13 protein-coding genes are annotated in these 13,780 nt (G+C 71.4%); 5 read left to right on the forward strand and 8 right to left on the reverse strand.

Translation table 11 applies throughout. The features are described from left to right. Window positions 1–31 precede the first annotated feature (31 nt). The 5 genes from AB0I88_RS04135 to AB0I88_RS04155 are packed head-to-tail and all read right to left on the reverse strand — an operon-like array spanning window position 32 to window position 3,716. Window positions 32–391 carry a hypothetical protein gene (locus tag AB0I88_RS04135; protein WP_361018061.1) on the reverse strand — a complete coding sequence of 120 codons (360 nt, stop codon included), beginning with the start codon at window positions 389–391 and terminating at the stop codon, window positions 32–34. Between the two features lie 26 nt (window positions 392–417). Next, a complete protein-coding gene (locus tag AB0I88_RS04140) occupies window positions 418–591 on the reverse strand; it encodes a hypothetical protein (protein WP_361018063.1) in 174 nt (57 codons plus the stop codon). 42 nt (window positions 592–633) lie between these two features. Continuing rightward, window positions 634–2,457 (reverse strand): FtsX-like permease family protein, encoded by a 1,824-nt coding sequence (locus AB0I88_RS04145; RefSeq protein WP_361018065.1) that lies wholly within the window; start codon window positions 2,455–2,457, stop codon window positions 634–636. 3 nt (window positions 2,458–2,460) lie between these two features. Further along, on the reverse strand, window positions 2,461–3,192 hold the full coding sequence (locus AB0I88_RS04150; protein ID WP_361018066.1) for an ABC transporter ATP-binding protein: 732 nt from the start codon (window positions 3,190–3,192) through the stop codon (window positions 2,461–2,463). Then, window positions 3,189–3,716: a PadR family transcriptional regulator gene (locus AB0I88_RS04155; protein ID WP_361018068.1), complete on the reverse strand. Its 528-nt coding sequence runs from the start codon at window positions 3,714–3,716 to the stop codon at window positions 3,189–3,191. The genes AB0I88_RS04150 and AB0I88_RS04155 overlap by 4 nt, the downstream gene beginning before the upstream one ends. A gap of 78 nt (window positions 3,717–3,794) precedes the next feature. Between AB0I88_RS04155 and AB0I88_RS04160 the strand changes: the two genes are divergently transcribed. The 3 genes from AB0I88_RS04160 (at window position 3,795) to AB0I88_RS04170 (ending at window position 8,312) form a co-directional block, all read left to right on the forward strand. Continuing rightward, complete coding sequence (locus tag AB0I88_RS04160; protein WP_361018069.1) at window positions 3,795–4,763, forward strand: hypothetical protein; 969 nt, start codon at window positions 3,795–3,797, stop codon at window positions 4,761–4,763. Between the two features lie 47 nt (window positions 4,764–4,810). Continuing rightward, the gene (locus AB0I88_RS04165; RefSeq protein WP_361018071.1) at window positions 4,811–5,902 is read left to right on the forward strand and encodes an IS630 family transposase; all 1,092 of its coding nucleotides are present in this window, start codon (window positions 4,811–4,813) and stop codon (window positions 5,900–5,902) included. Window positions 5,903–6,053: 151 nt separating this feature from the next. Further along, window positions 6,054–8,312, forward strand: a complete 2,259-nt coding sequence (locus tag AB0I88_RS04170) for a hypothetical protein (RefSeq protein WP_361018073.1) — start codon at window positions 6,054–6,056, stop codon at window positions 8,310–8,312. A 76-nt stretch (window positions 8,313–8,388) separates the two neighbouring features. On the opposite strand, the gene AB0I88_RS04175 is transcribed toward AB0I88_RS04170, so the two are convergent. After that, window positions 8,389–9,411: a saccharopine dehydrogenase NADP-binding domain-containing protein gene (locus AB0I88_RS04175; protein WP_361018075.1), complete on the reverse strand. Its 1,023-nt coding sequence runs from the start codon at window positions 9,409–9,411 to the stop codon at window positions 8,389–8,391. A gap of 71 nt (window positions 9,412–9,482) precedes the next feature. On the opposite strand from AB0I88_RS04175, the gene AB0I88_RS04180 reads away from it, so the two are divergent. After that, entirely contained in the window at window positions 9,483–10,430 is a 948-nt protein-coding gene (locus tag AB0I88_RS04180; protein WP_361018077.1) for a helix-turn-helix domain-containing protein, read from the forward strand. Window positions 10,431–10,618: 188 nt separating this feature from the next. Here the strand turns inward: AB0I88_RS04180 and AB0I88_RS04185 are convergent, their stop codons facing one another. After that, the gene (locus AB0I88_RS04185; protein WP_361018079.1) at window positions 10,619–11,464 is read right to left on the reverse strand and encodes a helix-turn-helix transcriptional regulator; all 846 of its coding nucleotides are present in this window, start codon (window positions 11,462–11,464) and stop codon (window positions 10,619–10,621) included. A gap of 101 nt (window positions 11,465–11,565) precedes the next feature. On the opposite strand from AB0I88_RS04185, the gene AB0I88_RS04190 reads away from it, so the two are divergent. Next, complete coding sequence (locus AB0I88_RS04190; protein ID WP_361018081.1) at window positions 11,566–12,315, forward strand: SDR family oxidoreductase; 750 nt, start codon at window positions 11,566–11,568, stop codon at window positions 12,313–12,315. Here AB0I88_RS04190 and AB0I88_RS04195 read toward each other — a convergent pair whose 3' ends face one another. Next, window positions 12,316–13,740, reverse strand: a complete 1,425-nt coding sequence (locus tag AB0I88_RS04195) for a serine/threonine-protein kinase (protein ID WP_361018083.1) — start codon at window positions 13,738–13,740, stop codon at window positions 12,316–12,318. It lies immediately after the preceding gene. Window positions 13,741–13,780: the final 40 nt, after the last annotated feature.

Below are 13,780 nucleotides of genomic sequence, written 5' to 3' on the forward strand. Positions count from 1 at the left end.
AAACAGTACACCCGTCGCTGTACTGTCGTGCTCAGCCCTCCGGCACCGGCCTGAGCCAGAACGGGGCCGCGGCGCCGCATTCCATCGCGACGACGTCCTCCAGCATCCCGGCGAGCCGGGCCGGCGTGATGTCGGCTTCCCGGCCGGAGTAGACGCCGTCCTCCTTGGCGGAGAACCACACCACGGTCACCTCGACGCGCGGGCCGTGAAAGAGGACGATCACGGCTTCGAGATGCTCGCCGGAGATGGTCAGAATCCAGGTGGGCTCCAGCTCGCCCGCGCCGAACGGTCCGTCGAGCCGGGTCTGGAGCAGCCCCTCTCGCGTCTGGGCCCAGGAGCGCATGGCGGCCCCGAGTTCGAGGTCGCGGCTTTCCCGGGATCCGTCTGGCATGAGCGGAAAGGTAGCGCCTTCGCCGCTCAAACGGACCTCCCCACCGGCGTGTCGTGATCATCCGGCGCGAGAATCCGGTGACGTCGGCCGGTGCGCGACATCCACCAGTGGGCCTCGGACAGCGGCCACAGCACTCCGCCGGTGAACAGCACCGTGAGCAGAACTCGGTAGCCCAGCGTGCGGGGATCCTCACCGGCCATGCCCGACACAGTAGCCGGACATGGCCAGTGGTCGATTCCTGGTCAGTCCTGGAGGCTCGCGGTGACCGGCCGCCGCGCGCCGAGCCGGGCCGGGACGGCGGTGAGCGCGCCCACCACCAGCACCGTCACCAGCACCACGGTGGCGAGCTGCCCGATCGACGGCTGGGTGGCCCGGTCCCCGTCCCCGCCGGTGGCGGCCATGACCGCGGCGAAGACCAGGTACCCGCACGGGAAGACGCCGAGGATCGCGCCGCCCAGGGCGGGCAGCACCTGCGCCGCGCCGAGCGCCATGCTCACCTCACCGGGGGTGGCGCCGAGCGCGCGGGCCAGCGCCGACGAGCGCCGGTTGTCGAGCACGGTCGCCCACGTGATGACGACGGCGTTGACCGCGGTCAGGCAGAGCAGGATCACCGTCCACACCAGCAGCACCCGGCGCAGCGCCGCCACCTGGTGCGCGGTGTAGCCGGCGGCCATCGGCTCCCCGGTGAGGAATCCGTCCAGGATCAGCGCGACGTAGACGCCGCTCACGGTGACGGCGACGGCGGCGACGGCCAGCAGCGCCCGTCGCGGCCGCCGGCTGGCCACCCGCAGGGCGAGAAGCAGGGGTACGGGCATGCGCCCGGACAGCCCGATCACCCAGCCGACCCGGCGCGGTGGCCGCGGGGTGTCCGCGAGCGCGCCGACCGTGCTGGTGCGTGCCGCCCGCACCGCCGGGACGAGGGTGGCCAGAACCGCCACGGTCAGCGCCACCCCGGTCACCACGGCGGCCGTGGTCAGGGTGAGCGGCCGTGTGCCGGGCGTGCCGAGCAGGCCGGCGCCCGGTTCGACCAGCAGCGGCGCGGACAGTGTGCCGATCGCCAGTCCGGCCGCGGCCGCGATCAGGGCGATCAGCAGGTATTCGGCCAGCAGCACGGCGGCGACCAGACCCGGGGTGCCGCCGACCGCCTTGAGCAGACCGACCCGCCGGGTCTGGTCGGCCATCCGCCCACCGACCAGCACGGCGAGGCTGGCAGTGGCGAGCAGGCCGAGCAGCCAGGCGCCGATCATCAGCAGGATCTGCGAGTCCCGGGCCAGCTCGGTGGCCTCGGCGCGGATCTCCTGCCAGGAGGCCATGCCGACCGGGATCTCGGCGCCGGTGGCGAGGTGCCGGTCGAGGAACTCCCGGGTCTGTTCCGGGTCGGACAGTCGCGCGCTCAGCACGTACCGGGAGGGTTGTGAGGTGGCGGTGAGCCCGCGCGCGTCCGCCTGGGTGACCCAGACGAGGCCGGGATTGTGCAGCAGTCCCTCCGGCAGCGGCCGGTCCCGCGGAACGGCGCCGTGCAGGCAGCCGGCATCGACCATGCAGGTGGAGGCGGGAAACGGCGCGGTGGCGGCGGTGACGGCGGTTCCGGCGACGCGGAACGGCCGGCCGCCGAGGGTGATCTCGTCGCCGGGGCGCACGCCGAGGGCTTCGGCGAAGGCCGCCTCGAGGACGGCGCCGCCGTCGTTCACCCAGACGCCGGCCACGACGGCGGGCTGATCGACTGCCGCGGCCTCGGCGTCGCGCCCGACGACCTGCACATCAGAGGTACGCCCGGAGGCGTCCAGTCGTGACGCGACGACCGGGTGGGGACCGCTTGTCGCCACGATCGCCGGGTCGGCGGACAGCTCGGTGAGGGCGTCGAGACCGGCGAAGGCGATCACGTCCGGTCCACGGGTCACCTCCCGGGTGTTCAGATAGGGGTCGCCGGCAGCGTCGCGCAGCACCAGACCGAGGGTGAGTGTGCTGGTGGCGGCGAGGACGGCGATCAGCAGGAGCACGGCTTCGGCGGGGCGGCGGCGCAGGTCCCGGACGGCGAGGCGGGTGACGAGAAGCAGGCGGCCCACGGCTCAGTCCTCCAGTCCGACGAGGCTGCCGAGCCGTCCACCGGTGCCGCCGGTGAGCCGGGTCTCATCGATGAGGACGCCGTCGCGCATCGAGACGAGCCGGTCCGCGGTGGCCGCGATCCGCGCGTCGTGGGTGACGATGACCAGCGTCTGCCCGCTGTCGTGCAGACTGTCGAAGAGCTTGAGCACGTCGAGGGTGGCGGCGCTGTCAAGATTGCCGGTGGGTTCGTCGGCGAGGATGACGGCGGGCTCGTTGGACAGCGCCCGGGCGACCGCGACCCGCTGCCGTTGACCGCCGGAGAGCTGGGACGGCAGCGCCCCGGCCCGGTCGGCGAGAGCGACCCGGTCCAGCAGCTCGACGGCGCGACGGCGGGCGGCCCGCGGGGAGCGGCCGGCCAGCAGGGCGGGCATCTCCACGTTCTCCACCGCGGTCAGCTCCTCCATCAGGTGGAAGGACTGGAACACGAAGCCGACGCCGGTGCGCCGCAGCCGGGCCAGCGCCTTCTCGCCGAGGTCGTCGATCCGGCGGCCGTGCAGGGTGATCTGCCCGCCGGAGGGCCGGTCCAGGCCGCCGAGCAGGTGCAGCAGGGTGGACTTGCCGCAGCCGCTGGGCCCCATGACCGCCACCGTCTCGCCGGCCATGACGTCCAGATCCACCCCGTCCACCGCCCGGACGAGGCCTTCCCTGCTGCCGAAGTCGCGGCGCACACCACGGGCACTCAATATGACGGTCATGACTCGCTCCTTCGGTGGGTCCAGGTCCGTTCGCACGCTTCCAGCCAGCGCAGGTCCGCCTGCAGCCGCAGCACGATGCCCTCGATGAGCAGGGCGGCGGCCGAGTGTTCCGGCTCGGCCATGGCGGCGCGCTGGGCGTCCCGTAGCCGGCGCAGCAGCTCGCGGCGCTGGGTGTCGACGATGGCCAGCGGGTCGGCCAGCCCGGCGGCCGCGGCCGCGATCAGTTTCAGATGGAACTCGGCCAGGTCGGGTTTCGGCCAGCTCGTCTCGGCGATCCACGCGGCCACCCGCTGCTGGCCGCCGGGGGTCAGCGCATACACCTTGCGGTCCGCCCGGTCGGCGCCGTCGGCGGACCGCTCGACCGTGAGGAGCCCGGCCTTCTCCAGCCGGGTCAGGGTGACGTAGACGTGCCCGGCGTTCATCGCCTCGCCGAGCGGCCCGAGCGCGTCGCGCAGCCGGGCGCGCAGCTCGTAGCCGTGGGAGGGCTCCTTGGCGAGCATCGCCAGGACCACTTCCTGTTGCATGCCACCCCCAATGGATAACGGTTATCCATAGTGTCTAACGGTTATCCCTGGGGTTCGTCAATACGTTAGGCTCGCCGTGTGTCGCATGTGGAGACATTGGGCGTGCTCGCACACCGCGGCGGCCTGATCGTCGAACGTCCCGAACTGAGCATCGGCGTGGTGCTCGCCGTCTCCCGGCCGACCGGCCTGGAGCTGGACCTGCTGGCACGCCGCCCCCTCGACCGGCGCAGCGCCCCCGAACGGCAGGCCGACATCAGAGCCGGGCGGTTCACCCCGCCCGCGCCACGCCGGCTGCTTCCCGAACACGACGAGGGCATGGACCTGCGGATCGCCTGGCTGGACCCGGACGGCCGGGCCCGCTGGCAGTACGGCGGATCCCGGACCTCCTGGAGCGGCGACCACTACGAGGGCGTCGAAGGCCCCAGCCTGCGCGCCGGCCTCGAGTTGCCGCCGTCGTTCGACCGGGCGTCGATGGTGTTCGCGTGGCCGGAGATCGGATTCCCGGAGACCGTCGTCGCGCTGCCGCTGCCCGACCGGGTGGCCGCCGAGCGCGGCGAGATCTCCGTCTGGGACGCGCCGGTCGACGTGCGGCCGCCTCCCGGGGCGCTGCACACCCGGGCGCACGAGTCCATCTTCGGCACCGCGCACGTCGAGACCGGGTGGATCGTCGCCGGGCCGCGCGTCCTGCACCGGGCCGGACAGGCCGTCGTCGTGCTTCGCCGCCTCACCGCGATCGGCGGGATCCTGTCGATGGAGATCCTCAGCGTCGCCCGCGGGACGGCGGCACGGGCCGCCCACGCGGACGCCGTTCCGCGCCGGCGCCCACCGTTCGAACCGGGACCGTCGATCGCGGCCGTGCACGGCTCCGAGGCGATCCGGCTGACCATGTGGACCGGGTCGATCGCGGGCGGCGACGCGGATTTCCGGTGCACCGCCGAGTTCCTCTTCGACCGGCCCGACAGCGACGTCGTCACCGTGCTGGTCGAATGGCCGGCGGCGGGCCTGCCCGGCGCATGTGTGGACATCCCCCTCGACCAGGCTCGCTAGTGTTCTGCGCCAGAAATTCGGCTTATAAGTGGGTGTAGCGTGGCGGGATGCCGAGAACTGGGCGTCCCACCGCGCCGTTGACTTTGTCCGACGAGGAACGCGCGACGTTGTTGCGCTGGTCGCGGCGGGCGAAGTCGGCGCAGGTCCTGGCGATGCGGGCGAAGATCATCCTGGCCTGTGCCGAGGGCGACTCGAACGTCGAGGTGGCCGGCAGGCTGGGCGTACACCTGTCCACCGTGGGCAAATGGCGGCGCCGGTTCCTCACCGAACGCCTCGACGGGCTGATCGATGAGCAACGGCCGGGCCGGCCGCCGTCGATCACTCTGGACCAGGTCGAACGGGTTGTGGTCGACACCCTGGAACAGACCCCGCGCAACGCCACCCACTGGTCGCGGGCATCGATGGCGAACAAGTCCGGGCTGTCGAAGTCCACGATCGGCCGGATCTGGCGCGACTTCGGCCTCAAACCACACCGGGCGGAGGCGTTCAAACTGTCCACCGACCCGCAGTTCGTGGAGAAGGTCGTCGACGTGGTCGGCCTCTACCACCACCCGCCCGAACGCGCCGTGGTGCTGTGCGTGGACGAGAAATCCCAGATCCAAGCCCTGGACCGGTCCCAGCCGGTGCTACCGATGATGCCCGGCATGCCGGAACGGCGCACCCACGACTACCACCGCAACGGGATCACCAGCCTGTTCGCCGCGTTCGACATCAGCGACGGCACCGTGATCAGCGAACTGCACCGCCAACACCGGGCCACCGAGTTCAAGAAGTTCCTGCTCACCATCGACAAGACCGTCCCAGCCGACCTGGACATCCACCTGATCTGCGACAACTACGGCACCCACAAGACCCCGGCGATCCGCGCCTGGCTGGCCCGGCACCCACGCTTCCACATGCACTTCACCCCGACCGGCTCGTCCTGGATCAACCAGGTCGAACGCTGGTTCGGCTACCTCACCGACCAGAAGATCCGCCGAGGCGCCCACAAGAGCATCCAAGCCCTGGAAGCCGACATCCGAGCGTGGATCGCCGAATGGAACAGCAACCCACGCCCGTTCATCTGGACCAAGACCGCCGACGAAATCCTCGAGTCACTCGCCCGATTTTGTAGCCGAATTTCTGGCTCAGGACACTAGTGCGCTGACCGCGAACGACCCGCCGGCCGCTCGGGGGTTCAGTCCGAGAAGGACCCGGCATCCCGCCGACAAGCGCCGACGGCACCGGGCAACGGTGTATCGGCGTACCCCACATCGCTTGAAGCCTGTATATGATCTTGCATTCATGTGGATGAGTCGATCCCGGGCGGGCCGCTTGCTGGCCGCCGCCCTCCTGCCCGTCATGGCGCTGACCGGCGTCACTCCCACGCCGGCCCAGGCCGCGACAACCACCGTCGTCACCGTGGACGGTGGCTCCGACCTCGGTGCCCTCAACAACCCGGCCGACTACCTCAACGCCGCCAAGCTCGGCCCGAACGCCCTGGCCAAGCTGGACGAGATCGGGCCGAAGGTGAGCCGGGTCTGGATCAAGCCGGAGTGGTACTACAACACCGGCACGGGCGCCTACACCTGGAACGACGCCACGACGGACGAGGTGAAGACCTACTCCGACCGCACCCTGATCAACCTCGGCCAGTGCGACTCGTCTCTCATGACCCTTGAGGACCCCGCCGAGTGCCGCGCGGTCCTCAAGGCCGGCCTCAAGCATCACAAGCTCAGGCATCCCGAGGTGCAGTACGTCGAGTTCTTCAACGAGCCGGACAAGACCTGGCCGGTCCAGAAAGGCGAGGACGGGCACTACGACGTCGACGTCTACTACCAGTGGTACCGGATCGGGTACTCGATCATCAATGAGCTCAACGCGGAACTCTATCCGGTCGTGCCGCTGCGTATCGGCGGGCCGGCCATGTACCGGTTCGACGGCACCTACCTGAAGCGGTTCCTCGCGCTGTACGCCGCCGACACCGACACCACCAAGCGGCTGGACTTCATCTCGTACCACGAGTATCACAACGCGGCGACGCCCGCGAAGGTCAAGAAGCAGAAGCAGGACGTCCAGAGCTGGCTCGGCACGGCGGGCGTGACCACCACGACCCCGGTGTTCGTCACCGAGTACGGCGTCTTCCCCGGCAGCAACACCGCCTCCGATCTCGCCACCGACCGGCTCACCCAGGCCGCGGCCGTAGCGACGCTCGGCATGCACTACGTCGAGGGCGGCATGGACATGCCGATGCACTGGTCGACCTCGCTCGGCGACACCAGCCGCAAGTCGATGCTCGCCATCGGCCCGGCCGAGGCCGGCGATCCGGACACCGAGGAGCCGGAGGGTACGCCGTACCCGTACTACAACGTCGTCAAGATGCAGAGCATGCTGAAAACCCGCCGGATCAGCTCCACATCCAGCGGCGTGACCACCGACGGGATCGGCGTCAACGCACTCGCCACCCGCGACGACACCGGCATCGCCGTGCTCGCCACCAACTACCAGTGGTCGACCGGCACGGCCGGCCACGACGTCACCCTTGCCGTCAACAACCGGCCGGCGTCGTTCACCGGACGGCAGATCCGGGTCCAGCGATACCTGGTCGACGCCACGACCAGCAACGTCCACGCCGACCCGGCGAAGGCCGGACTCGCCCAGGTCGAGGATTACGTGCTCGCTCCGGGCGGAACCCCGAAGACGTTCACCCTCACCCCCAACGCCGTCACACTCGTCGTGCTCACCCCGGTCACCCACGCCGAAGCCGAAGCACTCACCCCGGCCACCCTCGGCGGAAACGCGGACCTGGTCGACGCCCCGGACGCCAGCGCCGGAAGACTGCGCGTCTTCCAGCCCTCGGCAGCCGGTCACCACGTGACGTACACCCTGACGGTTCCGCAATCCGGCCCGTACCGCATCGTCCCGCGCCTCCGGTACGGACCCACCCGTGGAGTCGCGCAGGCATCCGTGAACGGCGTCGCGATCGGCGCACCGATCGATCTCTCCGCGGCCGGCGAAGGATTCGGATTCAAGGAGCTCGACCTCGGCACCCGGTTCCTGACCGCCGGCACCGCCACGATCACATTCACCATGACCGCCGCCGGCACAGCAGGCGGCTACAGCTTCGGCGTGGACAGCCTGACTCTGCTTCCCGCGCCGAGCTTCCAGATCGAGGTGGAGGACCGGCTGCCGACCAGCCCCACCGGCAATCAGGTGCTCCTGCTCACCGAAGGTGCGATCGGGTACGCCGCGGCCGGCACCACCGCGGTCGGGCAGAAAGTCCAGTACACGTTCCGCGCCCCGTACAGTGGCACCTTCAAAATGATCACCGGCATCAAGACGTTCCCGACCCGGGGCACCTGCCAGTACGCGGTGGACGACCAGAACGTCGGCGCACCCCAGGACCAGTACTCGACCACCATCACCTACCTGTCGAAAGACGTCGGCGTGGTCACCATCGGCGAAGCCGGCTGGGCCTCCGTCACCTGCACCATCACCGGAAAGAACAGTGCGAGCACGGGCTACGGGCACGCCCTGAACCACCTCCGTTTCGAACCCGCGCAGGACTGACCGACGGCACCCGGATGCCGCCACGGTGGCATCCGGGTGCCGGCTGCCGCGGAGGTCCTTCCCGGGCGGCCGGATCTCAGGCCGCGGTGCGCAAGGTCAGATGACCGGTCAGGGCGCCGAGGAAGTCGCGGGCGTCGAAGGCCGCGCCCGCCGAGACCACACCGACGGCCTTCGACCGGCCGGTGAGCAGACGATCGACGGCCTCGACCGCGAGCGGTGCGGTGATCGCGTAGATGTCCTGCCCCGTGGCGGACATCCGGCGCTGCTCGCCACCGGACCGGACGACCACGTCGACGACGAACGTCTGCGCCGAACGGCCCCTGTCGTCGACGGCCACCGGCGCCGAGGCGGCCGCGGCCAGGTCGGCGGCCGCCACCGCGGACATGTAGGTACGCACCTCGGGAACATCGAGATGGCTGGGCACGGTGACCACGTCGGCCATGGTGAACTCGCCGATCACCGGCTGCGTGCCGAGCGGCCCCGGGAAGTCCCACTCCACGGTGGGCAGCGCGTCGTCGTGGTACCGCAGCCGCCCGCCGGAGAACCGCACCCGGCGGCCACCCCGGCGCCGCCCGGAGACGACCCCCGACGCCAGCGTCCCGGGGGTGGGATGCCAGCTGCTCAGCCCGTAGGCGACATGCACCTCATCGGCGGCGGCCCAATCCCCCATCGCGGCGGTGGCCAGCAGGTCACCCAGCCCGCCGTAGAAGGCCATGGCCGGAACCACCGCGACGCCCGCCGCCCGGGCACGATCCGCGAACCGGGCGAAGGTGTCGGCGTTCGCCTCGATCTCGGCGGCCACGTCGACGTACGGGATCCCCGCCCGCAGAGCCGCCTCCACCAGCGGCGCGGCCGTCTCCGCGAACGGGCCGGCGCAGTTGACGACGGCGGCGGCACCGGCCAGCGCCCGGTCCAGCGAGCCCGGATCGCCGACCGTCGCCTGCCGCACCTCGCCCTGCTCCAGGGCTCGCAGCCGGTCCAGGTCACGGCCGGCCGGCACCGGCACGTAACCCCGGTCCCGCAGCTCCGCCACCACGAACCGCCCGGTGTGCCCGTACGCCCCGAAAACCGCCACGCTCGCGTTCGTCTCGTTCGCCATGACCACGATCCTGTCGCGGCCGGAAGAAACAGGACAGTGTCCGGAACGACGTGGCCCGTACAATTTCCGACATGAACTCTGTCGCGGTCGCCGCCACCGACGGCATGCTGCATTTCGAGCTGGCGCTGGCATATGAGGTCTTCGGCTCGAAACCGGACGCCCTCCCCGGCCCGTGGTATGACGTGTCCGTCTGCGGCGCCCATCCGGTCCGGGCCGGCCGCTTCCTGGTCGAGCCGGATCACGGCCTGGACCGTCTGGCCCACGCCGGCACGGTGATCGTCCCCGCCCTCGCCGATGTCGAGGTGGACCCGCCTGCCGACCTGGTGCAGGCGGTCCGCGCGGCACACGAGGCCGGCGCCCGGGTGGTCTCCCTGTGCACCGGCGCGTTCGCGCTGGCCGCCGCCGGGCTGCTCGACGGTCTGCGCGCCACCACCCACTGGGCGCACACCAGCCAGTTGGCCGCCCGCTATCCGCTGATCGAGGTGGATCCTGATGTCCTCTACGTCGACAACGGCCGGGTCCTGACCTCGGCCGGCAAGGCCGCCGCCATGGACCTGTGCCTGCACCTGGTCCGCCGCGACCACGGCCCGGCGGTCGCCAACGTCGTGGCCAGACGCCTGGTCGTGCCACCGCACCGGGCCGGCGGCCAGGCCCAGTTCGTCTCCACTCCCGTGCCCGCCCAGGACGGCCACCCACTCACCGACCTGTTGGAGTGGGTGATGGAACGCCTGGACCAGCCACTGACCGTCGAGGACCTGGCCCGGCGGGCGAACCTGAGCTCCCGGCATCTGGCCCGCCACTTCCACGCGATCACCGGCACCACGCCGTTGCAGTGGCTGCACACTCAGCGCATCCGCCGAGCCCAGGAGCTGCTGGAAGCCACCGGCGACAGTATCGAGTCGATCGCCGTGGCGGCCGGCATGGGCACGGCCACCACCCTGCGCCGGCACTTCCACCGGACGATCGGTGTCCCACCGGAGGTCTACCGGCGCACCTTCCGCACCCCGCCTTCGGCCTGATCCCACACCCGGCGTGCAACGCGCCCCGCCGACGCCGATCTCACACCCGCCCGCAACGCGCCCCGCCGACGCCGATCTCACACCCGCCCGCAACAAGCCCCGCCGACGGCGACCTCACACCCGCCCGCAACAAGCCCCGCCGACGGCGACCTCACACCCGCACGCGACACACCCCGTCGGCGGCGATCTCACACGGCGCGCAGCGCGCCCGGTCGTCGCCCGGAAAGACGGTCCAGCGCGGACGCGGTCACGGCGTCCACCGGAAGGTGCACGATCAGCCGCTGCTCGTCGGCGTCCGGCAGATCCAGCACCTCGTAGGCCAGCCGCAACTCGCCCACCTCGGGATGCGCGAGCCGCTCCACACCGGACCGCTCCGGGAACCCGCCGGGTGCCGCCATCCGCTCGGTGAACTCCGGCCCCACCAGCACCGTCAGATCACCGGCCAGCTCCAGCGCGTGCGGATCTCCGCGGCGGACCTCACCCTTGAGCTGGGCGATGTGGCCTTCGGCCACCTGATTCCAGTCGGGGTACGCCTTACGCGCCCGCGGATCGACCATGACGAACCGGAGGATGTTGTGCCGATGCCCGTCGAACAGCCCGATCGGCCGGAACAGCGCCTCGAACCCACTGGTGGCGGCCAGCACGTCACCGAGCCGGTTGAGCACCACGGCCGGGCCGGGCTCGAGCCTGGAGAGCAGCGCGCGAACCGTCGGCCGCACCTCCACAGCGGGCACGTGCCCGGCCGGGCAGATCACCCCGGCCGCCACTTTGCCGAGCCATCGCAGGCTCTCCCGCTCGGCCCGGCTGAACCGCAGCGCGGTGGCTAGCGCGTTGAGCACCTCCGGTGACGGATGCCGGTCGCGGCCCTGCTCGAGGCGTGTCAGATACTCCACGCTGACCCCGGCCAAGGTGGCGACCTCGGCACGTCGCAGACCCGGCGTGCGCCTGCGTGCCCCCGCCGGAAGACCGACCTCCGCCGGAGTGGTGCCCTCCCGCCGCTCCCGCAGGAATCGCCCCAACTCGTTCTCGCTCACCCCCCGACCCTAACCGTCCACAGAGCCCCCAGCCTGGCCCTATCAGGGCTAGGATCCGCGCGGCCTCCCTGTCCGCCGGCCACCCGGCCAGGGTGGGACTCATGGACATGGGATTGAACGGCCGTACCGTCATCGTCACCGGCGCCACCGGTGGCCTGGGCGAACCGATCGCCCGCCGCTTCGCCGCCGAAGGCGCCGACGTGGCGGTCACCTACCACGAGGCCGCGGAGGCCGCCGGGAAACTCGCGGCCGATCTGGGCGGGCGCCCTTTCCGGTACGAGCTGGGCGACCCCGAGTCCGCGCGCCGGCTGGTCGACGGCGTGCTGGCCTGGACCGGCCGGGTCGACGTGCTGGTCAACAACGCGGTCCGCTGGGGTTCCGCCGCACCGGACAGCGCCGGCGGTTTCGAGAACGCGCCGGACGACCTGTGGCTGCGGGTGCTGCGCGACAACATCGAGGGCGCCGTGGCGTTGAGCCGTCTCGTCACCCCGCACATGCGGGAACGCCGGTGGGGCCGCCTCGTGCACGTGTCGTCGTCGATCGCCACCCACGGCATGGCCGGCGGCGAATACTACGGGGCGGCCAAGGCGGCCCTGCACGGGTTCAACCGTTCGGCGGCGTTCTCGCTGGGCCGCTCCGGTGACATCCTGACGAACGTGGTGTCACCGGGCCTGACCCGGACCCGCGCCAACACCCACATCACCGACACCCTGCCGGAGGGCTACACCGACACGATTCCGCTGACCCGGCTGCTGACGGCCGACGAGATCGCGGCGCCGGTGGTGTTCCTCGCCTCGGCCGCCAACACCGGCGTCACCGGGCAGGTGATCGCGGTGGACGGTGGCGTCTGATCACATCGCCGACGACTCGAGTTCGGCGAGAATCGCCTGGTAGGTGGCTTCCTGGAGTTTTCCGGTGCGGCGTAGTTCGTTGAGCTTCCGCCGTACCTCCGCGTTGTTCCGCCCTTTGCCGTTGTTCTCTTTCTCCAGCTTCTTGATCAGGTCGCGGGCCGACTTCTCGTCGATGTCGCCGGTTCCCGCCCGCGGGCCGATCACCCGGGTGGGCTCGTTCCGCGCCGCCGTGCCGTCCGGTTCGGCGGCGCCGGGCCGCGGGGGCGCGGAGGCCGGGGGCGGGCCGTTCGGGGCGGGTGCGGCCCGCGCGCCGGGATCGCCGGCCCCGGCCGTGGTCATCGCCAGGGCCCCGGCCCCGACGACGGCGGCGACACCGGCGAGCACGAGCCGCCCACGCCTGCCACCGGCACGCGACGGACGGGCCGTCACGTGTTCCGGTGCGGTCGGGGCAGCGGCTTCCGGGTCCCCGCCGGTCACCGCGGGAGACCGCACAGCCTCCAGGTCCCCGCCGGACACGGCGGGAGGTCGCACGGCCTCCGGGCCCCCGCCGGACACGGCGGGAGACCGCACGGCCTCCAGGGACTCGGCATCCGTCTGTTCCCCGGTGGCTTCGGTGTTCAAATTCTCGAGGACGGCCCGCACAGCGGCCGGACCCGACGGGCGGTCGGCGGGGAACTTCGCGAGCATCGCGAGAAGCAGCCGGTCCAGGTCCTGCGGCACGCGACGATGGCGGGACACCGGCTGCGGGGAGCGTTCGACGTGGTCCCAGGCGATCCGCATCGGGCTGTCGCCGGTGAACGGCGGTCCCCCGGTCAGCATGGCGTAGAGGACGCAGCCCAGGCCGTACAGATCGGTGCGAACGTCGACGGGACCACCCGCGACCTGTTCGGGCGCCATGTAGGTGCTGGTGCCGAGCATCTGCGCCGACCCGGTCAGCTCGCCCTGCACGGTTCCGGCCACCCGGGCGATGCCGAAGTCGCAGACCTTCACCCGGCCGTCGCCGGTGACCAGGATGTTGGCCGGTTTGATGTCCCGGTGCACCACTCCGGCCGCCGATGCGGCCTCCAGCGCGGCGCACACCTGGGCCGCGATCCGGGCCGCCCCGGCGACGTCCAGGGGACCGGCGGACAGCAGATCCGCGAGACTGCGCCCCTCGACCAGTTCCATCACCAGGTAGGGAACGCCGCGATCGGCGCCGACGTCGTGCAGCGTCACGATGTTCGGGTGGGTCAGCCCGGCCACCGTCCGGGCCTCCCGCTCGAACCGGGCCGGAACCGACGGATCGGCCAGTACCCGTTCGTGCAGCACCTTGACCGCCACCATGCGGCCGAGCCACCGGTCGAATCCCTGCCAGACCTGGGCCATCCCGCCGCGCCCCAGCAACGACCGCAACTCATACCGGTCGTTCAAGACGTATCGCACCATCGCGAAACCTTGGCACAACTCCCCGGCACGCCGCACGTGC

Source organism: Actinoplanes sp. NPDC049802, assembly GCF_040656595.1.
Classification (GTDB): Bacteria; Actinomycetota; Actinomycetes; order Mycobacteriales; family Micromonosporaceae; genus Actinoplanes.

Coding starts and splice junctions, on each gene's coding strand:
- AB0I88_RS04195 (WP_361018083.1), bottom strand. CDS start 13,740: ATGGTGCGATACGTCTTGAACGACCGGTATGAGTTGCGGTCGTTGCTG.
- AB0I88_RS04180 (WP_361018077.1), top strand. CDS start 9,483: ATGAACTCTGTCGCGGTCGCCGCCACCGACGGCATGCTGCATTTCGAG.
- AB0I88_RS04170 (WP_361018073.1), top strand. CDS start 6,054: ATGAGTCGATCCCGGGCGGGCCGCTTGCTGGCCGCCGCCCTCCTGCCC.
- AB0I88_RS04135 (WP_361018061.1), bottom strand. CDS start 391: ATGCCAGACGGATCCCGGGAAAGCCGCGACCTCGAACTCGGGGCCGCC.
- AB0I88_RS04165 (WP_361018071.1), top strand. CDS start 4,811: ATGCCGAGAACTGGGCGTCCCACCGCGCCGTTGACTTTGTCCGACGAG.
- AB0I88_RS04140 (WP_361018063.1), bottom strand. CDS start 591: ATGGCCGGTGAGGATCCCCGCACGCTGGGCTACCGAGTTCTGCTCACG.
- AB0I88_RS04150 (WP_361018066.1), bottom strand. CDS start 3,192: ATGACCGTCATATTGAGTGCCCGTGGTGTGCGCCGCGACTTCGGCAGC.
- AB0I88_RS04175 (WP_361018075.1), bottom strand. CDS start 9,411: ATGGCGAACGAGACGAACGCGAGCGTGGCGGTTTTCGGGGCGTACGGG.
- AB0I88_RS04190 (WP_361018081.1), top strand. CDS start 11,566: ATGGACATGGGATTGAACGGCCGTACCGTCATCGTCACCGGCGCCACC.
- AB0I88_RS04155 (WP_361018068.1), bottom strand. CDS start 3,716: ATGCAACAGGAAGTGGTCCTGGCGATGCTCGCCAAGGAGCCCTCCCAC.